Genomic DNA, 22,402 nt, shown 5'->3' on the forward strand with positions numbered 1-22,402 from the left:
CCATGTCTCTATTATATCACATTTTGGCTCGTTTGGCAATTGTGCGGTGTTGCCTACCGTATTTTTGCTGACTTTCAGTTCATTTGCCATGGTGCGGATCGGCGGCAGCGCCGTATTTTTGGGCAGCATACCGCAAAGAACATTCTGTCGGATGGACTCGTAGATTTGCAGATAGAGCGGTTTGGTATTGTCATTATCAATGTAAATCACACTGGTCACTCCTTGCTGAAATGATCTGGATGGGTACAATTCTGACGATTTTTTTGTAAAATTGTACCCATCGGACTTATTTGCTGAATAAAATTAAGCTGTCCTACCGAAAAGGTATGAAATATTGTCGCTTTGGCTTTGATTTATTATACAATATGATTCAATCGATTTTATCGCTTTTTTGTAAAATAAAAAATAACATAATTCGACAATCGCAGGATACTCCCGAAACCGGTGTCCGGGGATAGTCATGGTGTTCGGATGCTGCCTTGAAAAGTGTGAATGACAATCTGAAATTGTACCGTTCAGGCAATCGGCAATTGTATCTTTTCAAATGCCGGAAAATGCGGTATAATGTTATACATCAGAACGGCAATGCAAACGGAGGTGCTGTCAGATGAAGAACCAGGTGATCGCATGGGACAGTTTACTTGGAAATGCGCTGATCGAAGATCATTTCATCCACATGTGCGGACTGCATAAGGACAAGGCGGCTTTGCAGAAGAAAAAGGCATATGCCATGCAATGTCTGAAAAATGTGCTGGAGCAGTCTGTGATCTATACACTGGTCTCTTCGTATGACGCTTCCTGTATCTCCGGCAGAGAGATCCGCATTGCAGATCAGGTTTTTGTCTGTCCGGCACTGGAAACCGTTCCACCGGAGAGTGTGATTGCTCTGTATACGTTTGCGCTGACCTGCGGTGATGCTGAGGCGCCGGACTCCCGTGTACTCCAGCAGGCATATTATGATATCAGCGGTACGGCAATAGCAGATACTGCAAGAGATTTACTGCGGCATTGGATTCAAAAACAATACGAAGCAGAAAAGTACGTTGTTTCCGATGCCTTTGGCCCGGGATTTTACGGAATGCCGGCGGCAGATGTGGAGAAATTCTTTCAGTTCATGGATTGTGAGCGCATCCATCTGTCGCTGATGCCCAGCGGATTTATGCTGCCGGCAAAAAGCTGTGTCGGTTTTTTTCTGGTAACAAAGACTGTGGCAGACCTGCCGGTGCTGGACTGTACCCATTGCCTGGGGCACGGAAAGATGTGCAATTATTGCAAGGCAGGGCGCATGTAAAATAAAGGCAACACCGCACAAAGAGCGCCTAGCGGCTTTGCACGGTATTGCCTAAACAGACTCCGTATTTTATGGAGGTTTTATCGGAGAATATTATGGTACTGTCAAAGGCGATGGTGCAGAAACAGAAAGGAGGAGATTGCATGGGACTTGTGCATATTTATTGCGGAGATGGAAAGGGAAAAACCACATCGGCTGTGGGACTTGCCGTCCGCTGTGCCGGTTCAGGAAACCGGGTACTGTTCTACCAGTTCATGAAGCCCGGCACTTCCGGTGAGCGGAACGTATTGGAACAGATTCCGGAGGTGACAGTTCTGTCCGGGTATACCATTTCAAAGTTTTCCTTTGCCATGACGGACGAAGAAAAGGCAGAGGCGGCTGTCGGATATCAGAAGCAGTTTGATGATATCGTACAGCTGATGGAACGGGACGAATATCAGATGATCGTTCTCGATGAGATCATGTCTTGTATCAACTGCGGATTTTTACCGCTGGAAACTGTGCTGGACTGGCTTAGGAATCGTCCGGACGGATTGGAAGTCGTGATGACCGGACGGGATCCGGATCCGCTTCTGGTTGAATGTGCGGATTATGTTTCAGAGATCCGGAAACAGAAGCATCCCTTCGATCATGGCGTGGGCGCCAGAAAAGGGATCGAATTCTGATAGATTAGAAGAAGAGAAACGGCAGTGTGCCGGACTTGTACATCAATGGCGATGTACAGACCGATACGCTGTCGTTTTTTGATATTATAGGAGGCGATTTTATGGCAGTTAACAGCTATATTCTCGAGGAATTGTTTCCGGATCGGATTGCCGGAAAAATCACAAGCAGCAAATATCAGTATCCCATAAAATACGCTACCATTTACAATCCGCTGCTGCGGATCAAGCCGGATGCGGTTTATCTGGTGGTAAATCCGAAGGAATTCCCACGGGACTGTCAGAACGTCAGAAGTACCTTTGTGATCCTGGGACATCTGAAACCGGAGATACTGGAAGAAACCTGCCACGATGTGATCTGTGTCAGCAGCGACTGCGGTCTGGGAAAGATCTATGAGACTATTCTGGAACAGATCGACCTCTACGGACGCTGGGAAGAGGAAATGAACCGGATCCTGCTTCAGGGCGGCAGTGCAGAGGAGCTCTGCCAGACAGCAGTACCCTTTTTCGACAATCCCATGCTGATCGCAGCAAGTGATTTCAAGGTCATTGCAGTAGGAGAGTCCAAACTTCATCCGTTCTCCAAAAAGGTACAGGATGAAAACGGATATCTCAGCGAACCACGCATCGTCAGCCTGCTTTCGGGAACTGTCTCCGCACAGCGCAGCGAGAATGTGCACTTCAATATCACCTTTGACAATAAGATCAGCACCCTGCGCATGACCATTGAATCCCACCAGCAGGTGCTGGGTTATGTCTGTATTGACGATACTGCCCGCCCCTTTACCGATGCGGATTATACACGGCTCTGCATGATGGAACAGTATATCCGGAAATATGTGCAGATCTCTCCCAATTTCCGGAATGCTGCATTCCAGAACCTGAAAAGCTGTCTGTCGGAATCTCTTCATAGCGGTCAGGTCAATGCCTTTGAATTACGTTCTGCACTGAATGCCATGCAATGGAAAATGGAAGATACATACCTGTGCTGTACGCTTCGGGTACGTGACCGTCAGGCGAAACAGCATGTTGCCAATTATCTGTGCGGCTATATGGAACATCACGCCGGCGGTCTGGTGACCATCCGGCATAATGATAACGTCTATGCGCTCTGTAATCTGGAGCAGATGGAGCTGGGTCAGGAGCAGTGGCGTGTATATCTGGAGAAGCTCGGCACAGATTACGGCGTTTCTGCCGGACTGAGCACGCCCTTTGAAAATGCCGTATTCTTGTGCGATTATTTCCGCCAGGCAGAGGCAGCGTTGCAATTCTGTTCAGAACAGAAACGGCAGATGGGTGTGTTTTTCTTTGAGGAATGTCGGCTCCCTTATATTTTGCAGCACGGTCTCGGCTCGCTGCCCCTGAGAGTGCTGCTCACTCGGGAAATGCAGATGTTTCTGGAGACAGATGCGGAAAACAACTTCGAGAACTATAAGATACTTCGCTGTTATATCCGCAACAATTTGAACATTTCTGAGACAACGGCAGAGCTTTTCCTGCACCGCAGCTCGCTGATCTACCGGCTGGATAAGATCAAGAAAATGCTGGGATCTGACCTTTCTCAGAAGGAGGAACAGCTGTATCTCCGGCTGGTTTGTTACGGTATTGATGCGTGCTACCGGGAACAGCTTGAGTCAGGCGATGCAGCGGAAGAGACAGAGGATGCCTTGCTCCGGCAGAACCGTACCAGCGCATGAAAACAGCCTGTTTGTGAAAAATGACAGAAACGAATGCCGGTTTCGTCAAAAATAAGGAATGTACCGAGAAAACGTTGTCACCCATGACGAGGTTTGCTATAATAGAGACATCAAAAGGGAACAGCACCGGTTCGCTTTGGATATCAAAATGATGATTTGAGGAGGTTCTTACAATGAGCAAAGAAGAAATTTATGAAAAGCTCAAGAATGCGATCGTTGAGATGGATGAGGACATGGCAACAGAAGCTGCAAATGCAGCGCTGGAAGCTGGTCTGGATCCGCTGGATTGCATCTCTGGCGGTCTGTCCGCTGGTATGCAGGTCATGAGCGACCTGTTCGACGAGGGCGAGGCTTTCGTTCCGGAACTGCTGATGGCGTCTGAAGCATTTGACGCAGCAGTTACCATTCTGACAAGCGGCATGAGCGATGAACAGAAAAATTGCAGCTCTGCTGGTAAGGTTGTCATTCACACCGTTCAGGGTGATATTCATGATATCGGCAAAAACATCGTAAAGACCATGCTTTCTGCGAACAATTTCGAAGTGGTTGACATGGGCAGAGATGTTCCGGTGGAGGACGTTGTTGCAAAGGCAAAGGAGATCGGCGCAGACCTGATCGTAGGTTCTGCTTTGATGACCACCACTATGCCGGCACAGAGAGATATCATCAACCTGCTGAAGGAGGACGGTGTGCGTGACGACTACATTTGTATGTTCGGCGGCGCTCCGGTTTCGGAGAGCTGGTGTGAGCAGATCGGCGCAGACGGTTATTCTGAGACTGCAACCGATGCTGTTACCGTTGCCAAAGAACTGATTGCAAAGAAGAAGGGAGCATAAGGAAACATGAATGCAGTTGGAAAAAATGTCACTGTTTTCGATGTGTATGACCGTGCAAAAAGCGGCCCGAAGATGGACGAGAAGGAGTGGGACTTCAAAGTTATCCCGCAGACTGCCCGTGCTCTGAAGAAAAAGTACAACATCAAAATGGACAAGTCCGTGATCGTTCCGGAAGATAAGGAACTGATCAACAATCTGTTCCAGGCTGGTCTGGAAATGCTGGAGACCTGCGGTGTATACTGCATTGATACCGGCAGAGTCATCAAGTATACCAGAGATGAAATCCTGCACGCTATTGCATCCGCACCGGATCATTTCCAGTACGGCGAGGGTCAGGAGGCGATCCAGGTAGTACCTCGTTCCTATGACAGTGCAAAGGCGCCTGTCATCCAGGGCGGTCCGACTGGTTCTCCGTGCTCGGAACAGCTGTTCCTGCCGATTCACCAGGCATATGCACAGGAACCCATTGTGGATACTATCGTTGACGGTGTTATGCAGACCGTCATGGGTAAGGATCCGGTCCCGGGTTCTCCGTGGGAACTGATGGCAGTTCGCTCCGAGGCTCTGCAGGTACGTGAAGCGCAGATGAGAGCCGGCCGCAGCGGCATGGGATTGTAGGGGAACGAGACTTCCCTCAGCGCAGCTGGTGTAATTGAAGCAGACTTCCCGGGCGGCATGAGAACCAATGACTCCCACGAAGTTTCCCAGCTGAATGAGCTGAAAATCGACGTTAGTGCTCTTTGTGTAGGTGCGCATTATGCAATGGAAGGTGCTTGTGTCATGGTCGAGCAGATGCCGATCTATGGCGGCTATTCCGGCGGCCTGGAAGAGACAACCATCGTCGATGTTGCAACAACTCTGAACTCTTTTGTCATGATGCAGGGTTCCTGGCATCTGGACGGCCCGGTACATGTCCGCTGGGGCATTACCACTGCAAGAGAAGCGCTTGCAGTTGCCGGTCACGCAGCAAGAGCAATCGAGGAGAACACACACCTGATCCTGGGTAACCAGTACTACACATTGGCTGGTCCGTGCACAGTAATGTGCCTGCTGGAAACTGCAGCTCAGGCGATCACTGACACCATCAGCGGCCGTGAGATCCTGTCCGGTGTTGCGTCCAGAAAGGGCGTATTCACTGACCAGTTCACTGCAATGGAAGCCAGAATGATGGGTGAGGCAGCACATGCCGTTGCCGGTATGGATCTGCATGAGGTGAATGTTCTGCTGGATAAGCTGGTTGCGATGTATGAGAAGGATTACAAGACTGCGCCGGAAGGCAAGACTTTCCCGGAATGCTACGATGTTGTAAAACTCGTACCGACCGACGAGTACATTCAGGTGTATGATGAGGCAGTCAAGATCCTGACCGATCTGGGTCTGACCTACTGGAACAAATAACTGACGCTTGCATGAATACAGTGCTCCTGTGCCCGGATCTGCCTGCTCAGGGAAGTATGGGGATCTGATGGCATAGGAAACGCTTTGAAAACGAAATGAGAACGGTTGCTTTGTGCCCGATGGCTTGCCTGCTCAGGGAAGTACGGGAGTCATACGCACACTGCTTGCAGTCTCATTTCGTTCATGCGGAGGGTGAATCGAAGTGATTATATGGACTCTAAATCCGTACAGCCGGGTGCAACACCGGGACTCTTCGCCAAGAAACAGCAAGCATCTTCAGGTATTATCATGACGAAAGGAGAAGTATCAGAGGATGCTTCTCCTTTTTTCATAAGGAAGGTGAAGAAAATGGGAAATAAGATCATCTTTCAGCCCTTTGGCGTGCAGTGCACAGATGCTTCTCCGGAGGAAACACTGCTTCAGATCGCCCAGCGTGCAGGTGTTGGGATAGATGCTGCGTGCGGCGGTGCCGGCGCCTGCGGAAAATGTAAACTCCGGGTCGTTTCCGGAACATTTGAAGGATATGGCATCCGCAGTGACGAAACACATCTGACGGAAATGACAGCAGAGGAATACAAACTGCTTTCCGAAACGGAACGGCAGGATGGTATTCGGCTGGCTTGTATGACTTGTCCCAGAGGTGACCTTGTAATCGAAGTGCCGCAGAAAAGCCGCCTGGCACAGCAGGTTGTGCTTTCCGATGGAAAATCGAAAACGATTCCGTTACATCCGGCAGTGCAAACCTATTGTGTGACGCTGCCCAAGGCAACGTTGGAGGATCACCGGGATGATGCCAGACGGCTGTGCGATACCTTGCACAAAGCGTTCCCGGCACTGTCGGAAACGATGGAACTGGATCTTGCCGTGCTGCGGCAGTTGCCGCATGCAGTGCGCAAAGGACAATGGCGCGTCAGCGTGACAGTGTGGCAGAATCGGAAGATCATTGGTGTTCAGCCGGGAACAGAGAATGGATGCTACGGCGTGGCAATTGACATCGGAACCACCACCATTGCCACATATCTGTGCGACTGCAAAACCGGCGAGACGGTGCAAGTTGCCTCTATGATGAATCCCCAGGTGCGGTTCGGAGATGATGTGCTGGCACGTGTTTCCCATTGTATGCTGCAAGAAGATGGTTTGGAACAGCTGCATGAGATCCTCATAGACGGGCTGAACAAGCTGACCAGAGAAATGGCAGAGAAACAAGGTATCTCCCCGGAACAGATCGGGGAATTTGTACTGGTGTGCAATCCGGTAATGCACCACATTGCGCTGAATATTCCGCCGGATTCTTTGGGCGCATCGCCCTTTGCGGCGGTTTCCAATGCCGCCATGGATGTACCAGCAAGGGAAATCGGACTTGTTGGCATGGCTGGCGCCAATGTGCATGTGCTGCCCCTGGCGGCAGGCTTTGTGGGGGCAGATCATTTGGCGGTACTGATCGCTGAGGAACCCCATGGGCAGGAAGAAATGCAGCTGATCATTGATATCGGCACAAACAGCGAGATCTGCTTCGGAAATCGGGAGCATCTTTATGTCACATCCTGCGCCACAGGTCCGGCACTGGAGGGAGCCCATATTCAGTGCGGTATGCGTGCGGCATACGGTGCCATTGAACGGGTGACCATCGACCCGGAAACTCTGGAGCCAACGCTGCAGCTGATCGGAAATCAGAGGATTCCCCAGGGCATCTGCGGTTCGGGGATATTGGATGCAGTTGCCCAGATGGCACGTACCGGGATCCTGGAACCCAATGGCAGATTTTCCAGGACGCTGCAATCCGGACGTATCCGAATGGACGCAAAGGGAAAACCGGAATATGTACTGTATTTTGCCCGGTCTCCCCGGGAGCATGATATTGTGGTCACGGCGAAGGATGTCCGTGCTGTACAGCTTGCAAAAGCGGCGCTCTATGCTGGTGCAAAAGCACTTATGCAGCAGTGCGGCGTGGAGCAGATCTCCGCAGTGACTCTCGCCGGAGCCTTCGGCAGCTATATCGACCGGAATTCCGCACTGCAGCTGGGTATGTTTCCCGATTGTCCTGCGGAGCAGATCTTTGTATCGGGCAATGCAGCCGGCGTTGGCGCACGATATGCGCTCCTGAATGTGGAGAAACGGCAGGAAGCACAATGGCTTGCGGAACACGTGACCTTTGTGGAGACAGCTATGGATGCAGAATTCCAGATGATGTTCTCCGATGCTATGTGGATTCCCCATAAAAAGGATCATTTTACAAATGCATAAGGCAACACCGCACAAAGAGCGCCTGTGGGCTTTGCACGTCATATGCTTGCATATTTTTCGTCAGATGAAACCAAAATGCTCGTAGAGTACATCTGACGCACAATCTTTGTACGGTATTACCATAAGCCGGACAGGCACTCACAAGAAAAGAGGAACAAAACCATGATAGAAACTATATTGAATCAATACGAAAATGGAATGCATACGCTGACTGATATGGAAATTGCAGAGCTGTTGTCCGCACAGGGGTCAGACCGGGACGCCGTTTTTGCAGCAGCAAGGCGTGCACGTGCTGCACATTTCGGCAACAATGTGTTTTTATATGGTTTTGTCTATTTCAGCACATATTGCCGGAATAACTGCAATTTCTGCTATTTTCGCAGGGAAAACAACCATCCGCCCCGTTATCGCAAATCCCCAGAGGAGATCATTGAGACAGCGGTGCAGTTGAGAAATTCCGGCGTGCATCTCATTGATTTGACCATGGGTGAGGATCCGTATTATACTGACCACCCGGAACGGCTGGCGGAATTGGTGCGCATGGTAAAACAGGAGACCGGTCTGGCGGTCATGGTCTCGCCAGGTGTTGTCTCCGATGACTGCATCCGCCAGCTCGCCGAAGCCGGTGCGGATTGGTACGCTTTGTATCAGGAAACACACGATCCCGAATTGTTCCGGACACTCCGGGCTGACCAGTCCTATGAAGAACGGATGCACTGCAAGACATTGGCACGGTCTCTGGGAATGTGTATAGAAGAGGGACTGCTCACCGGAGTTGGTGAGACAGTTTCCGACCGGATCCACTCGTTCCGGGAAATGGAACACATGGGTGCCATGCAGGTGCGTACCATGACCTTTGTTCCTCAGGAAGGCACACCAATGATGGCACGGCAGCAGTCGGAATTCTCCGATGAACTGCTGAATATTGCAATAATGCGGCTGCTGTTTCCGGAACGCCTGATTCCGGCGTCCCTGGATGTGGATGGACTGCATGGTCTGGAATCCCGGCTTATGGCAGGTGCCAATGTGATCACATCGATTATTCCGCCCCGGGAGGGCTACGCTGGCGTGGCACATGCCAGTCAGGATATCGACGAGGGATATCGAACCGTGGCAGGTGTACAGGATACGGTTCTGGCGTGTGGATTACAGCCGGCATCGGCTGAACAATATCAGGCATGGCTGAGGGGGATACGGAAATGAAACTGTTGGTAGTGGGATGCAAATTGCAGGGCACAGAAGCCATTTATCTGGCAAAACAGGCAGGTTTTTTTGTGACAGCAGTAGATCATCGGGCAGATGCCTGCGGCAGCGGTCTGGCTGATCGGTTTGTGCAGGCAGATGTTTATGACGAGGAAATCATGCTGCCCCTATTCCGGGAAAATGATGCAGTTCTGCCGGTCATCGAAGATCTGGAAGTATGCCGGACGCTGGAGAGATACGGCAGACAGACAGAAACTCCTGTAATATTCGACACAGCTGCCTATGCCGTTTCTTCTTCCAAAAGGCGTTCCAATGCGCTGTTTCGGCAGCTGGGACTGCCTCTGCCAGAATCCTATCCGGTGTGTGGATTCCCTGTGATCCTGAAGCCGGACGACCAGAGCGGCAGCGCAGCAGTACAGCGTGCAGAGTCACAAGCTGAAGTAGATACATATCTTGCCAGGGCAAATGGAAATGTGGTGATACAGCAGTATCTGGAGGGAAGATCGTTTTCTCTGGAGGTACTCTCCATGAACGGTGAGATATGTTGTCCCATGATCACAGAAGTGTGCATGGACAGCAGCTATGATTGCAGCCGGATCGTTGCGCCTGCAAAGGTGACTGCATATGAGGCGCAGCAATTGTATAAGATAGCGGAAAAGCTGGCGGCAGCGCTGCATATGAACGGTATTTTTGATATTGAAGTGATCAGTCATCATGGGAAGCTGAAGCTATTGGAAATTGATGCACGGCTGCCCAGTCAGACGCCCATTGCGGTCTATCATGCCAGCGGTTTTAATATGGTAGAGTGGTTGGTGCGCCATGGAGTAGGGCAATCCTACGATTTACAGCCTGTGCCGAAGCAAATTTGCTGGTATCAGCAGATACAGGTCTCACCCAGTGCAATCCGGGTGCTGGGAGAACATATTATGTCAGATTGTCCGCCTTTGCGCCATATGACTGGATTTTTCGGCGCAGAAGAAGCCATGACCGATTTCACGCCGGACTGCGGCGGCAGGTTTCGGGCAATCGTCATTCTCTACGGTAAGACCACCGAGGAAGTCCGACAGAAAATGCAGAGGGTGCTCCGGCGTATCCAGAAAGAATACAGTATCCCCAGAATAGAAGATGCTTATCTGACGGAAACATGCAAACAGACGGAAAGGAAGTATTATCATGTCAAGATTGATCCCAACAGACATTTCGCATATTCCAACCTCCATGCAGGCGTATGACGCTACGTTTCAGAAGCAGACCGGTATGACCATGGCGCAGACGGCTTGTCATGGACTGCATATCTCGGAGCATTCTCCAGTGAAAAAGACGGCAGTGATCCCCGTGACAAGCGGTCTGGGGGTGATCAGCAGATTTTCCGAATCAGTCTGTGCCATTTTGCAGCACATAGGTGCGGATGCCTTTGTCACCGAAAAAACAGATGTAGCCGGATTGCAGGAGGCATATGCTGCCGGAGCAGAAGTGATATTCCTGGCGGATGATGATGTTTATGCGGCATTTTCCACCGGCGGTGCATGGCAGTCCGACAATGGCTTTGCCACGGGAATTGCCTTTGCGGCGGCACTGGATGGTGCAGTTTCCTGCGCCGGAAAAAAAGTTCTGGTACTTGGCGCCGGTCCGGTGGGAAGTGCGGCGGCGAAATGGCTGGACAATGCCGGGGCGCAGGTGGCAGTGTATGACCCTTTGCTGGGAAAGGCGAAGGCTGCGGCGGAAAAATGTGTCCATGCCACTGTGCTGTGTGATACGCCGGATCTAAGACAATATGGCTATATCCTTGACGCTACACCCAACGGCGGATGGATCTCAGCGGAGGATGTGACAGAGGGAACTGTATTTTCCGTGCCGGGAATGCCTTTGAGCCTTACCTCTGAGGCGGCAGAGAAGGTGACGCTGATCCATAATCCTCTGGAGCTTGGGACGATTGCCATGTATTACGACTGCATCCGGCAGATGGAGGGATAAGGCTATGGGAAAAATGGAACAGATGATGAAAAACATCAAGCCGGCGCCCCGGCGTTTTATCTACAAAAAGCAGCGGCTGTCCCAGCTGGTGGGAAAGGTAAAGCTCTGGCCATCCCGGTCGGGCGTACTGCATGGCGTAAAGGATATTCAGTATCAGGGCAATATGCTGGTAATTACCACCCACTGCGGCGAACAGTTCACCTGTTGGGATTCCAAAAACAGCCGAAGCGCACGTTGGCTGCGGAATCGCTGGTGCAAGGTGCCCTGCAAAAAGTGCAAGATTCCCCAGTGGAAGCTGGAGAAATATTCTTCTACTATTTTTACAGATTCCAAAAAAGCATTGAAATAAGGGAGATGGGTATCATGACTGGATTGACCGAGTCGCAGAAAAACCGACTGACAGAGCTGGGACTTTCGGCAGAGGAACTTCCCGGAGACTTTGAGACGATCGCTGAACGGGAAAAATACTTCAAGCAAAGGGAAAAAGCGCTTGTGGCAAAGAATCGGCAGATCCTGAACCGTCTTCTGACAGAGACCCATCAGCCTGCGTTATGCCAGCTGCAATTCCAACTGGCGCAGACGCTCTGCGCAAACGGTTTTACGCAGGTGACGACGCCCACCATCATATCCCGGAAATTTCTCGACCGCATGACCATTGACGGAACGCATCCTCTGAATGAACAGGTGTTCTGGCTGGATTCCAAAAGCTGTCTGCGTCCCATGCTGGCGCCTAATTTGTACAGCGTATCCAAAGATCTGATGAATGTGGCAAAGCTGCCGCTGCGTATCTTTGAGATCGGTAGTTGCTTCCGAAAAGAATCGGAGGGAAAGTCTCATCTGAAAGAGTTCACCATGTTGAATTTGGTGGAGTGGGGCACACCCATGGAGGAGCGCCGCAAGCGTCTGGAAGAACTGGGACGCCTGGTGCTGGATGCCGCTGGAATCATGGACTATGCAACAGAGGCGGAAAATTCCGTGGTTTATGGTGACGGGCTGGATTTTGTGGGCGCAGACGGATTGGAACTGGCATCCACTTCCATGGGACCCCATCCGCTGGATGCCGCCTGGAAAATCAACTGTACCTGGGTGGGAATCGGTTTCGGACTGGAGCGGCTTTTGATGTACCGGGAACACCAGCAGGGCATCCATCGTCACTCTAGAAGCATTTCCTTCCTGGACGGCGCACGGCTGAATATTAAGTGATACTCCAGGACAACCATATTGTCACCTATAATTTTTTTAAAATTGGTACTTGCAAAAAAATAGAATATGTGGTATAGTAGAAAAAAGCAATACTGCACAATGCGGTATTGCCAAAGGAGAAATCTGTCATGATAGAAATGACAGTGTTTCCTTGAATAGGTGACAGGATAGTCCGCAGCAGATAACAGGGAAGCCGGGTGAGAATCCCGCACAGTTCCGCTACCGTATACCGGGGAGTTGAAATACAGATGCCACTGATATCATGTCGGGAAGGCGTATTTCCGTGATGATCCGAAAGTCGGGAGACCGGTCTGCATTGCGATTCTACGAGAATAGAGTGTACTATTTTGGCGTAAAGGTGCGCTTTGCAGGATTCTGCAAAGGCTTTCTTTTGGTACGCAAAAATCAGTTATCCCATGTTCTCGCAGACGAGTGTTCTCGCAGACGAGACATGGGATTTTTTGTATCAGGCAGAGGTGAATGTTTATGCAGCTGATGCTGATCCGGCATAGCTTAACTGCCGGGAATTTGGAGCACCGCTATGTGGGACGGCGTACAGACGAATGCCTTTGTCCGGCTGGGATACAGCTGGCACAGGAACAGGCAGCGTTGCTTTCAGACACGGTTCCGGACGTGGTTTTTGCAAGCCCCATGCGGCGGTGCCGGGAAACGGCTGAGATCCTATTCCCCAGTCAGCCGCAGATCATTCACCCAGACCTGGCGGAATGCGATTTCGGACAGTTTGAGGGGAAAAATTATCAGGAATTGACCGGCGCTCCGGCATACCAGGCTTGGATCGACAGCGGCGGTACGCTGCCTTTTCCGGGAGGAGAATCCCGGGAGGCGTTTATCGAACGGTGCTGCCGGGCGCTGGAGGAACTGGTGCTTAGTCATTCCTTTGAGACAGCAGCGGTGGTTGTCCACGGCGGCACTTGCATGGCGGTGCTGTCGGAACTGGAGGCATCTCATACGCCTTATTTTGACTGGAAGATTCCGCACTGTGTACCGTTTTGCTGTCAGGTGACAAGGACGGTGCCTTTGCGTTTGAAATATGAGAAAAGGAAGTGATCATATGCCGCTTATCATGGCTGGACTGGATTATCGGACGACTCCTATTGCACTGCGGGAACGGTTTTCCTTTTCTGAGAAGAATGCGAAAGCGTTCATGACCAGGGTGCAGGAGATGGATGGTGTGCAGGGCTGTGTGCTTATGGCGACTTGCAACCGGACGGAACTGTACCTTTCCATCGAACCGGACTGTACGGTCTGTCCGGAACAACTGCTTTTGGATGCAGCCGGAGTGGATAAAACGGAAATGCGAGAACGTTTTTTCCGGAAAAGGGAATCTGAAGCAGTGCTGTATCTCATGGAAGTAGCCTGTGGACTGCACTCCCAGATTCTGCATGAGGAGCAGATCGTTACCCAGGTAGGACAGGCAATTGCATTGGCACGGAACTGTCATGCAGCAGATGCGGCACTGGATACCTTGTTCCGTACTGCCGTTTCTGCCGGGAAATATGCCCAGACTAATGTCAGTATAACAGCTGTGCCCCTTTCTATTTCCTATAGCGCAGTACAGATGCTGGAACAGAACTGCGGTGATCTCACCGGTAAAGTATGCGTCGTAGTGGGCAACGGCAAAATGGGACGGCTTGCGGCGGAACTGCTTGTGGAGCGTGGATGTCAGGTATATGTGACCCTGCGCACCTATCACCATGGGGAATCCATTGTGCCCTTTGGCACAACGCCAATTCCCTATGAGGAACGTTTTTCGAAAATTGATGGTGCAGACATCGTGCTCAGTGCAACCCGCAGCCCACATTACACAGTTACCGCAGAACAGCTGGAGGCATTGGAGAAAAAGCCGGCGTGGATCATGGATTTGGCACTGCCCAGAGATGTGGAAGAGTCATGCCGCCAGGTGCCGGGTGTGGAGTGCCGGAATCTGGATGACTTCGAAAACGGCACGGAGCCGGATAGGGCATCTATGGAGGCGCTGCATCAGACGGCAATGCGGTATGCAGAGGAATTCCGCATGTGGCGCAATTATCGGGATTCTGTGCCCTATATCCGTCAGCTGAAAACCTTATCTGCTGATCGGCTTATGCATAGTACGGCTCTGGATGCCTATCGGGAAAATGCCGAACTGGAAGAGATCGTCCGCCTGGTGACGGAGAAAACCATTGACATGATCCTGGGCGGTATCAAGCCGGAAGTGACACCGGATCTGATGCGCAATTGCTGCGAAAAAGTACACGATCGGGCTCGGTCGTTAAAGAGATAGAGGGACTGAAATATGGGCAAGAATATCATACGCATCGGCAGCCGTGCCAGTCGGCTGGCGGTCATACAGAGTGAACTCATTATGGCGCAGATTCGGCAGATCGCACCGGATGTGACACTGGAACTTGTGACCATGACTACCACCGGCGATCAGGTGCTGGACAAGACGCTGGACAAGATCGGCGGAAAGGGATTGTTTCTGAAAGAACTGGACGCTGCCTTAGGGGAACATCGAGTGGATCTTTGTGTGCACAGTCTGAAGGACGTGCCGGTTGAAGAAAATTCTGCAATGCCTGTGGGTGCCTATTCTGCGAGAGAAACGCCGGGGGATGTGCTGGTTCTGCCTCAGGGTGTTTCAGAACTGGATCCGGCTCTGCCCGTGGGATGCGCCAGCGCCAGACGGACGCTGCAATTTCACAAACTACATCCTGAACTGGAGATCAAGCCGGTGCGCGGCAATGTGCTGACCCGACTGGACAAACTGGATCGAGGAGAATACAGTGCGCTGATTCTGGCAGAAGCCGGACTGACACGGCTTGGGCTGGCACATCGGATCTCCTATCGCTTCACGCCGGAGGAAATGATCCCGGCGGCTGGACAGGGAATCATGGCTGTTCAGGGACGAGCCGGGGAGTATGCAGAGATTCTCGAACAGCTGAACGATCCGGAGGCGGCTTTGTGTGCAAGGACGGAACGGCTTTTATCCCGGGAACTTGGCGGCGATTGTTCCTCGCCCATAGGCTGCTTTGCTGTAACAGAAGGGGACAGTATGCTGCTGCGTGGTTTTTACGGCGTAGGTGCGACTCCGAAAAGCGGCAGTATCCGCGGTAAAAAAACAGACGCTGTGCAGCTGGCAAAAGAACTTGCAGCGCAGCTGAAAGCATAATATGACTGAAAGGAAGAATTGACATGAATCTGACAAATCGCCCACGCCGTCTGAGAAACGGCGCATTGCTCCGCAATATGGTACGGGAGACACGGATCTCTGCGGATACACTGATTTATCCCATGTTTGTTCAAGAGGGTACGGACATCAAGGAGGAGATCACATCCATGCCCGGGCAGTATCGCTGGAGTCTCGACCGTGTGGATGAACTGCTTCAGAATGTGGTAGATTCCGGCGTGAAAAGTGTGCTGCTCTTCGGAATTCCTGCGCATAAGGATGAGATCGGCAGCAGTGCCTGGGATGCAAATGGGATTGTTCAGCAGGCAGTGCGTCATATCAAGGCGAATTTCCCGCAGCTATATGTCATCACGGATGTTTGCATGTGTGAATATACATCTCACGGACACTGCGGCATTCTCTGCGGTCACGATGTGGACAATGACAAGACGCTGGAGGTTCTGGCGAAGACTGCTCTGTCCCACGTACAGGCTGGGGCAGATATGGTTGCGCCGTCAGATATGATGGACGGCAGAGTGAAACGGATCCGGGAAGTACTGGATGAAAACGGCTTTTTGAATACGCCCGTTATGTCCTATTCCGTGAAATATGCCTCGGCATTTTATGGACCGTTCCGGGATGCCGCCGGTTCTGCGCCGGCATTCGGTGACCGGAAAAGCTACCAGATGGATCCTCACAATGCCAGAGAAGCACTTCTGGAGGCAGAGCTGGATGTGCAGGAGGGTGCGGATATTCTCATGGTAAAGCCGGGAATGGCATATCTGGACGTGCTGAAAGCCCTGAAAGAACGGTTTCACCAGCCGGTGGCACTTTACAGCGTCAGCGGTGAATATGCCATGATAAAGGCGGCGGCAATGGCTGGCTATGTGGATGAGGCTGCGCTGATCTGTGAGTCTGCTGTCTGCATGTATCGTGCCGGAGCAGATCTGCTTATCACCTATTTTGCCATGGAACTGGCACAGTATATTCGGGAAGGGAGAATCGGATAATGAAGATCAGACAGTCGGAACAGTTATTTTCCCGGGCAAAGGAATTGATGCCGGGCGGTGTCAATTCGCCGGTGCGTGCCTTTCAGTCTGTGGGCGGTACACCTCGTTTTATCCATCGTGCGAAAGATCAGTATCTGTACGATGAGGATGGAAACGCCTATATTGATTATATCGGCTCCTGGGGTCCCATGATCCTGGGACACAATCCGGATTTCGTACTGGATGCTGTGCGAGATCAGCTGCAATATGGTCTCAGCTATGGCGCAGCGACAGCGCTGGAAGTGGAAATGGCAGAGCTGATTACGGAAATGGTGCCATGTGTGGAGATGATTCGTATGGTGAATTCCGGCACAGAAGCAGTGATGAGCGCTGTCCGTGCTGCAAGAGGTTTCACCGGACGGGATAAAATCGTGAAATTTGAGGGCTGTTACCACGGACATGCGGACGCTATGCTGGTAAAGGCAGGCTCCGGCGTCATGACTGCCGGGATTCCCGATTCCAGCGGCGTGCCCCGGGGCTGTACGGCGGATACCCTTTCTGCGGTATACAACGATCTGGACAGCGTGCAGCAGCTGTTTGAACAGTATCCGGAGGAGATCGCCTGCGTTATCGTAGAACCAGTCGCGGCAAATATGGGCGTGGTCGTACCAAAGGAAGGCTTCTTGCAGGGACTGCGCCAGATGTGCGACAAGTATGGTGCACTGCTGATTTTTGATGAGGTCATTACTGGGTTCCGGCTTCAGGCAGACGGAGCTGTGGGGTACTTCGGAATTACACCGGATCTGGTGACCTATGGAAAGATCATTGGCGGCGGTATGCCCGTAGGTGCTTACGGCGGCAGACGGGATATCATGCAGCTGGTGGCACCCCTGGGGTCGGTATATCAGGCAGGCACTCTCAGCGGCAACCCAGTGGCAATGCGTGCTGGTATCACGCAGCTGCGATATTTAAAGGAACATCCGGAGGTCTATCAGCAGGTGGACAGCCTGTCCAATCGTCTGCGCAGCGGTCTGACAGAAATCATCCAGCGGCATCACGCAGCATGTACAGTCAATGGCGTGGGTTCTCTGTCCTGTCTGTATTTCACCGCAGAACCGGTGACGGATTATGCCAGCGCAAAACAGGCGGATATTGCAGCATTCCGGCAGTATTTCCACTTTATGCTGGATCATGGCAGCTATTTTGGTCCCAGCCAGTTCGAGGCAATTTTTGTTTCCAATGCGCATACCATGCGTGATATTGAGAAAACCCTGTCGGATGCAGAGGATTATTTTTCCGGCAAATAAGAAAGAGGAGTGATCTCACATGAAAAAAATCTATAGTCTGATCGGCGGTGCAGCAGGATGCCGCACCAAAACCAAAGGATTGTTGGGATGTCAGATCCTGGTATCTGTTCTTGCAGTTTGTCTGCTGCTGTCCGATATGGCATCCAGCGGCAGCTTCGGCGCATCTGCCATGCACATTATGGAAGGATATCTTCCGGCAGGCTGGTGTATTGCCTGGGGTGCGCTGTGTCTGCCGTTCCTGGCGGCAGGTGCAATCAGCCTGAAAAAGAAAATCGCCTATGACGGCAAGGTAAAGCTTCTGATCGCCTTGTCTGCGGCATTCGTATTTATCATTTCTTCTCTGAAAATCCCCTCGGTTGCCGGAAGCTGTTCCCATCCCACAGGTACAGGATTGGGTGCAATTCTGTTCGGCCCGTCTATTATGTCCATTCTGGGTATTGTTGTGCTGTTGTTCCAGGCAATTCTGCTTGCACACGGCGGTCTGACGACACTGGGTGCCAATACATTTTCCATGGCGATTTTCGGTCCCTTTGTCTCCTATGGTATTTTCCGCCTGATGAAAAAATGCAAAGCACCGGCGAGCCTGGCAGTATTCCTGTCGGCAACACTGGGGGATATGGCAACTTATATTCTGACTTCTGTTCAGCTGGCGGCGGCATATCCGGGGGACAATTTCTGGGTATCTGTGGGGAAATTCCTCATGGTATTTGCACCCACCCAGCTGCCCATCGCCATTGCGGAGGGTGTCCTGACTGTCATTGTCTATGGCGTCATCCAGAAGAACTGCACGAAGGAACTGAAAGCCCTGTCTGTTGTAACAGAGGCAAAGCCGATGCGCGGTGCACTCTGGGTGAGAAATCTGGTGCTGACTTTCGGTATCATTTTGCTGGTGACCATTCCTCTGGCACTGCTGGGCGGCAGCGCAGAATTCGGCGGCACAGACGATGCAGCATCCGGTGTTGTTGAGGAAATTACCGGCGGCTACTCCACCTGGATGGATTCTATCTGGGAACCGCCTTCGGGTGAGATCGAATCCCTGCTGTTCTGCGTACAGGCGGCGATCGGTGCCGGGGTATGCGGTTTTGTGCTGGGACGTATCAGCAAAAAGCCCAAAAAAGAGGAAGAAGATACCATTGCCATTACGCCCCAGGAGAGCAGCGTATAAAGGGATGATCTCATGAAGCATGTACATCACCATTCCCATTCCCACGGGGAACGGATTCTCATTGACCAGATTGCCTATGCCTCATCACTTCGCAAGGTGTCGCCCTTTTTGAAGATTTTTGTATCACTTTACAGCTTGGTGCTGTGTCTTGTCTCCAAGACATATCTTGTGAGCATATTGATCCTGATCTGTATGCTGCTTGCCATGACTGCCGTGGGAAAAACACGGTGGCACCATGTGATGCAGCTGATGAAGATTCCTCTTACCTTTATTGTACTGGGTAGTGTTATGGTACTGATTCAGATCACCAGGACGCCGCAGGATATGCTATATGCGCTGACTCTGGGACACTGGCACATTGGTATTACGTCTGCCAGCCTGGATCAGTTCGGACACTTGTTTGTCCAATGTCTGGCGGCAGTCAGCTGTATGTATTTTCTGTCTGTCACAACACCCATGACAGAGCTGTTTACTGCTCTGCGGCGAATGCATGTGCCGGCATTTCTGGTGGAGATCATGGAACTGGTGTATCGGTACATCTTCGTGCTCATGGAAATATCCTCCCAGATACGCAATGCTCAGGAGTGCCGGCTGGGATACAGTACACTAAAAACCGGATTCTATTCCACCGGGCAGCTGATTTCGAACTTGTTTATCCGTGCATACCGGCAGGCAGAGCGTACCTATATGGCGATGGAATCTCGCGGTTATACAGGTGACCTGACCACATTGGGACTGGCATATGAAACGAAACCGCAGCTGCTGATCGGTTCTGTTGTGTACGGTGTTATAATGACGGTGGTCGTCATTGCTTTAAAAATCTATAATATGTGAATTTTATTGTCAGTTGGAGTGCAGTCCCTCCACTATCAAAATCGAATTGTCACAAAAAGGAGGTTTTCTATGGGTGCAATTTTAGAAGCAAAGCACTTGACCTATGGTTATGAAGAGGGCACACATGCCATTGAAGATCTTTCTCTGACAATTGAGGAGGGAAAGACTACGGCATTGCTCGGCGCCAATGGTGCCGGAAAATCCACGCTCTTTCTCCATTTTAATGGCATTTTACAGCCAGAACACGGGGAAGTGCTGTTTCACGGAGAACCCATCTCCTATAAAAAAGAAGGATTACGGAAGCTGCGGTCAAAGGTGGGAATTGTCTTTCAGAACCCCGATGACCAGCTGTTCTCCGCTTCGGTCTATCAGGACATTTCCTTTGGTGCTGTCAATATGGGACTGCCGAAGGAAGAGGTACATCGCCGGGTAGAGGCAGTAATGGAACAGATTGGTATTACAGATTTGCGTGACCGTTCCACCCATTCCCTCAGCTTCGGGCAGAAAAAACGTGTTTCCTTTGCCGGTATTATGGTAATGCAGCCGGAAGTGATTATTCTGGACGAGCCGACAGCTGGTCTTGACCCGGTGGGCGTCAGCGAACTGATGCATCTGCTCAAACGGGTCTGTAAGGAACAGCATACTACCATTTTGCTTTCCACGCATGATATTGACGTTATTCCTGTCTATGCGGATATGATTTATCTCATCGACAAGGGAAAGATTCTGACCCATGGCACACCAAAGGAGATTTTTTTGCAGCCGGAGCTTCTGCGCAGTCATCATCTCCGTCTGCCGAGACTCTCACACTTGCTGGAGGTATTGCAAAAGGAAGACGGTCTTGATGTGGATTTTTCCGAGGCAACCATTTCCGGCGCAAGAAAGCAGATTTTGCAATGTCTGGACGCACTGAAAGGGGAGGATGCAATATGAAACAGGGAAAAGTCTATTTGCTTGGGGCAGGGCCGGGTGACCCGGAACTGCTGACACGAAAGGGCGAGCGCTGTCTCCGGGAGGCAGATGTTATTGTCTATGATGCGCTGGCGTGCCCGTCTGTTCTTAATCTGGCGAAGCCTGGATGTGAGCTGATTTTTGCGGGAAAAGTTGCCGGGCATCATTATAAAAAGCAGTATGAAACCAATCTTCTTCTGGCAGAACTGGCGAAAAAGGGGAAAACGGTCGTGCGGCTCAAGGGCGGCGATCCCTTTATTTTCGGACGCGGCGGCGAAGAGGCACAGGTACTTCTGGCACATGGTGTGGATTTTGAAATCGTACCGGGGATTTCATCCTGTTACAGTGCACCGGCATATGCCGGGATTCCTGTGACCCACCGGGATTATGCTTCCTCTTTTCATGTCATTACCGGGCACAAAAAAATAGGAAACCAGCCGGAATTGGACTATGCGACTCTGACAAAGCTGGACGGCACGCTGGTATTTCTCATGAGCCTGACCAATCTGCCCCATATTGCCGCTGCACTAATAGAAAATGGAAAATCCCCGGATACTCCGGCGGCAGTTATTCAGCAGGGGACAACTGCCCATCAGAAAACCGCTGTGGGTACGCTTTCCACCATTGCAGAGGAGGTACAACGGCAGCAGATCCACACGCCGGCAATGACTGTCATTGGGAATGTAGTTTCCCTGCGGCAGGAACTGAACTGGTTCGAGCGTGGTTCCTTGTTCGGGAAAAAGGTGATCGCTACGGGCACACCCCAACATGCACGGCTTCTGGCAGAGCATCTGCGGCAATACGGCGCTGAAACGGAAGAGATCAGTCTGATTGATACCACCAAACCAGTTCCCGGACTGCTGCGTAATGTGGATTGGAACGCATACAGCTGGATTGTCCTGACCAGCGGAAATGGTGTGCAGCTGTTCTTTGATGCATTGGTGCAAGATGAGGTGGATCTGCGTCAGCTGTCGCACCTGAAGTTTGCCGCCATCGGAACGGGAACTGCCAAGGCACTAGCAGAAAAGGGCATCTATGTGGATTGTGTGCCCCAGCAGTTCGAAAGCCGCTATCTGGCGGAAGCACTCATTCCACAGTTATCCGACTATGACCGGGTTCTGCTCATGCGTGCGGAGAATGGTTCTACGGTGCTACCGGATCTGCTCCAGAATGCCGGAAAATCCTTTGATGCAGTGTCACTGTATCGGACGGAAACAAATCTGCAAAAGGAGACCCTGCTGCGTATGGCGTTACAGGATGCAGATTATCTGGTATTTGCCAGTTCCTCGGCTGTGCGTGCTTATGGGCAGATGCGTGACCCGGAAGCGGCATGTCCGGCAAAGGTGATCTCCATCGGTGCAGTGACCACCAGAACAGCAGAAGCACTGGGAATTCCTGTAGCATATACCGCAGAAAATGCCACCATAGAAGGAATCACGGACTGTATTTTGCAGGATGCACTGAGTGAGAAAGAGGTATGAA

General features: G+C 51.4%; 20 protein-coding genes, 2 pseudogenes and 1 riboswitch. Of the genes and pseudogenes, 21 read left to right on the forward strand and 1 reads right to left on the reverse strand.

Annotated features, from left to right (window positions below; translation table 11 throughout):
- Window positions 1-210: GntR family transcriptional regulator (locus Q0418_RS09470; RefSeq protein ID WP_298483892.1), on the reverse strand; the 210-nt coding region annotated here is incomplete at its 3' end.
- A 397-nt stretch (window positions 211-607) separates the two neighbouring features.
- On the opposite strand from Q0418_RS09470, the gene Q0418_RS09475 reads away from it, so the two are divergent.
- From Q0418_RS09475 to cobA, 21 genes and pseudogenes are all read left to right on the forward strand, one after another.
- A complete protein-coding gene (locus tag Q0418_RS09475; RefSeq protein WP_298483893.1) occupies window positions 608-1,291 on the forward strand; it encodes a hypothetical protein in 684 nt (227 codons plus the stop codon).
- A 143-nt stretch (window positions 1,292-1,434) separates the two neighbouring features.
- On the forward strand, window positions 1,435-1,956 hold the full coding sequence (locus Q0418_RS09480; RefSeq protein WP_298483894.1) for a cob(I)yrinic acid a,c-diamide adenosyltransferase: 522 nt from the start codon (window positions 1,435-1,437) through the stop codon (window positions 1,954-1,956).
- 101 nt (window positions 1,957-2,057) lie between these two features.
- The gene (locus tag Q0418_RS09485; RefSeq protein ID WP_298483895.1) at window positions 2,058-3,650 is read left to right on the forward strand and encodes a CdaR family transcriptional regulator; all 1,593 of its coding nucleotides are present in this window, start codon (window positions 2,058-2,060) and stop codon (window positions 3,648-3,650) included.
- 173 nt (window positions 3,651-3,823) lie between these two features.
- Window positions 3,824-4,486: a B12-binding domain-containing protein gene (locus Q0418_RS09490; RefSeq protein ID WP_295214870.1), complete on the forward strand. Its 663-nt coding sequence runs from the start codon at window positions 3,824-3,826 to the stop codon at window positions 4,484-4,486.
- Between the two features lie 6 nt (window positions 4,487-4,492).
- A pseudogene (locus tag Q0418_RS09495) lies at window positions 4,493-5,884 on the forward strand (monomethylamine:corrinoid methyltransferase).
- Between the two features lie 348 nt (window positions 5,885-6,232).
- Window positions 6,233-8,128 (forward strand): ASKHA domain-containing protein, encoded by a 1,896-nt coding sequence (locus Q0418_RS09500; RefSeq protein WP_298483896.1) that lies wholly within the window; start codon window positions 6,233-6,235, stop codon window positions 8,126-8,128.
- Between the two features lie 162 nt (window positions 8,129-8,290).
- On the forward strand, window positions 8,291-9,331 hold the full coding sequence (gene pylB / locus Q0418_RS09505) for a methylornithine synthase PylB (protein WP_298483897.1): 1,041 nt from the start codon (window positions 8,291-8,293) through the stop codon (window positions 9,329-9,331).
- The gene (pylC, locus tag Q0418_RS09510; RefSeq protein ID WP_298483898.1) at window positions 9,328-10,563 is read left to right on the forward strand and encodes a 3-methylornithine--L-lysine ligase PylC; all 1,236 of its coding nucleotides are present in this window, start codon (window positions 9,328-9,330) and stop codon (window positions 10,561-10,563) included. The genes pylB and pylC overlap by 4 nt, the downstream gene beginning before the upstream one ends.
- Complete coding sequence (pylD, locus tag Q0418_RS09515) at window positions 10,505-11,305, forward strand: 3-methylornithyl-N6-L-lysine dehydrogenase PylD (RefSeq protein WP_298483899.1); 801 nt, start codon at window positions 10,505-10,507, stop codon at window positions 11,303-11,305. The genes pylC and pylD overlap by 59 nt, the downstream gene beginning before the upstream one ends.
- 4 nt (window positions 11,306-11,309) lie before the next feature.
- Window positions 11,310-11,654, forward strand: coding sequence for a pyrrolysine--tRNA(Pyl) ligase small subunit (pylSn, locus tag Q0418_RS09520; protein ID WP_298483900.1), 345 nt, complete (start codon window positions 11,310-11,312; stop codon window positions 11,652-11,654).
- Between the two features lie 14 nt (window positions 11,655-11,668).
- Window positions 11,669-12,508, forward strand: a complete 840-nt coding sequence (gene pylSc, locus Q0418_RS09525; protein ID WP_298483901.1) for a pyrrolysine--tRNA(Pyl) ligase large subunit — start codon at window positions 11,669-11,671, stop codon at window positions 12,506-12,508.
- 140 nt (window positions 12,509-12,648) lie between these two features.
- A riboswitch (cobalamin riboswitch) is annotated at window positions 12,649-12,838 on the forward strand.
- Between the two features lie 156 nt (window positions 12,839-12,994).
- Entirely contained in the window at window positions 12,995-13,576 is a 582-nt protein-coding gene (locus tag Q0418_RS09530; protein ID WP_298483902.1) for a histidine phosphatase family protein, read from the forward strand.
- A 4-nt stretch (window positions 13,577-13,580) separates the two neighbouring features.
- On the forward strand, window positions 13,581-14,792 hold the full coding sequence (hemA, locus tag Q0418_RS09535; RefSeq protein ID WP_298483903.1) for a glutamyl-tRNA reductase: 1,212 nt from the start codon (window positions 13,581-13,583) through the stop codon (window positions 14,790-14,792).
- Window positions 14,793-14,804: 12 nt separating this feature from the next.
- Window positions 14,805-15,677 carry a hydroxymethylbilane synthase gene (gene hemC / locus Q0418_RS09540; RefSeq protein WP_298483904.1) on the forward strand — a complete coding sequence of 291 codons (873 nt, stop codon included), beginning with the start codon at window positions 14,805-14,807 and terminating at the stop codon, window positions 15,675-15,677.
- A 23-nt stretch (window positions 15,678-15,700) separates the two neighbouring features.
- Complete coding sequence (gene hemB, locus Q0418_RS09545; protein ID WP_298483905.1) at window positions 15,701-16,684, forward strand: porphobilinogen synthase; 984 nt, start codon at window positions 15,701-15,703, stop codon at window positions 16,682-16,684.
- Window positions 16,684-17,970: a glutamate-1-semialdehyde 2,1-aminomutase gene (gene hemL / locus Q0418_RS09550; protein WP_367276262.1), complete on the forward strand. Its 1,287-nt coding sequence runs from the start codon at window positions 16,684-16,686 to the stop codon at window positions 17,968-17,970. Before hemB ends, hemL begins: the two co-directional genes overlap by 1 nt.
- A 136-nt stretch (window positions 17,971-18,106) precedes the next feature.
- A pseudogene (locus tag Q0418_RS09555) lies at window positions 18,107-18,787 on the forward strand (energy-coupling factor ABC transporter permease); the annotation flags it as partial.
- 15 nt (window positions 18,788-18,802) lie between these two features.
- Window positions 18,803-19,135, forward strand: a complete 333-nt coding sequence (locus tag Q0418_RS09560) for an energy-coupling factor ABC transporter substrate-binding protein (RefSeq protein WP_298483923.1) — start codon at window positions 18,803-18,805, stop codon at window positions 19,133-19,135.
- Window positions 19,136-19,147: 12 nt separating this feature from the next.
- Window positions 19,148-19,969: a cobalt ECF transporter T component CbiQ gene (gene cbiQ, locus Q0418_RS09565; RefSeq protein WP_298483906.1), complete on the forward strand. Its 822-nt coding sequence runs from the start codon at window positions 19,148-19,150 to the stop codon at window positions 19,967-19,969.
- Between the two features lie 69 nt (window positions 19,970-20,038).
- Window positions 20,039-20,902, forward strand: coding sequence for an ATP-binding cassette domain-containing protein (locus Q0418_RS09570; RefSeq protein WP_298483907.1), 864 nt, complete (start codon window positions 20,039-20,041; stop codon window positions 20,900-20,902).
- Entirely contained in the window at window positions 20,899-22,401 is a 1,503-nt protein-coding gene (cobA, locus tag Q0418_RS09575; protein ID WP_298483908.1) for a uroporphyrinogen-III C-methyltransferase, read from the forward strand. The genes Q0418_RS09570 and cobA overlap by 4 nt, the downstream gene beginning before the upstream one ends.
- The last annotated feature ends 1 nt before the right edge of the window (window position 22,402 follow it).

This window comes from uncultured Ruminococcus sp. (genome assembly GCF_937915125.1).
Lineage (GTDB): Bacteria > Bacillota > Clostridia > Oscillospirales > Ruminococcaceae > Ruminococcus_C.

Excerpts from the sequence above, each read along its gene's own strand:
- Q0418_RS09500 (WP_298483896.1), top strand. The coding sequence starts at position 6,233 with ATGGGAAATAAGATCATCTTTCAGCCCTTTGGCGTGCAGTGCACAGAT.
- Q0418_RS09570 (WP_298483907.1), top strand. The coding sequence starts at position 20,039 with ATGGGTGCAATTTTAGAAGCAAAGCACTTGACCTATGGTTATGAAGAG.
- hemC (WP_298483904.1), top strand. The coding sequence starts at position 14,805 with ATGGGCAAGAATATCATACGCATCGGCAGCCGTGCCAGTCGGCTGGCG.
- Q0418_RS09485 (WP_298483895.1), top strand. The coding sequence starts at position 2,058 with ATGGCAGTTAACAGCTATATTCTCGAGGAATTGTTTCCGGATCGGATT.
- Q0418_RS09560 (WP_298483923.1), top strand. The coding sequence starts at position 18,803 with ATGCGCGGTGCACTCTGGGTGAGAAATCTGGTGCTGACTTTCGGTATC.
- hemA (WP_298483903.1), top strand. The coding sequence starts at position 13,581 with ATGCCGCTTATCATGGCTGGACTGGATTATCGGACGACTCCTATTGCA.
- pylD (WP_298483899.1), top strand. The coding sequence starts at position 10,505 with ATGTCAAGATTGATCCCAACAGACATTTCGCATATTCCAACCTCCATG.
- Q0418_RS09480 (WP_298483894.1), top strand. The coding sequence starts at position 1,435 with ATGGGACTTGTGCATATTTATTGCGGAGATGGAAAGGGAAAAACCACA.
- hemL (WP_367276262.1), top strand. The coding sequence starts at position 16,684 with ATGAAGATCAGACAGTCGGAACAGTTATTTTCCCGGGCAAAGGAATTG.
- pylSn (WP_298483900.1), top strand. The coding sequence starts at position 11,310 with ATGGGAAAAATGGAACAGATGATGAAAAACATCAAGCCGGCGCCCCGG.
- Q0418_RS09475 (WP_298483893.1), top strand. The coding sequence starts at position 608 with ATGAAGAACCAGGTGATCGCATGGGACAGTTTACTTGGAAATGCGCTG.
- Q0418_RS09530 (WP_298483902.1), top strand. The coding sequence starts at position 12,995 with ATGCAGCTGATGCTGATCCGGCATAGCTTAACTGCCGGGAATTTGGAG.
- pylSc (WP_298483901.1), top strand. The coding sequence starts at position 11,669 with ATGACTGGATTGACCGAGTCGCAGAAAAACCGACTGACAGAGCTGGGA.
- hemB (WP_298483905.1), top strand. The coding sequence starts at position 15,701 with ATGAATCTGACAAATCGCCCACGCCGTCTGAGAAACGGCGCATTGCTC.
- pylB (WP_298483897.1), top strand. The coding sequence starts at position 8,291 with ATGATAGAAACTATATTGAATCAATACGAAAATGGAATGCATACGCTG.
- pylC (WP_298483898.1), top strand. The coding sequence starts at position 9,328 with ATGAAACTGTTGGTAGTGGGATGCAAATTGCAGGGCACAGAAGCCATT.
- Q0418_RS09490 (WP_295214870.1), top strand. The coding sequence starts at position 3,824 with ATGAGCAAAGAAGAAATTTATGAAAAGCTCAAGAATGCGATCGTTGAG.
- cobA (WP_298483908.1), top strand. The coding sequence starts at position 20,899 with ATGAAACAGGGAAAAGTCTATTTGCTTGGGGCAGGGCCGGGTGACCCG.
- cbiQ (WP_298483906.1), top strand. The coding sequence starts at position 19,148 with ATGAAGCATGTACATCACCATTCCCATTCCCACGGGGAACGGATTCTC.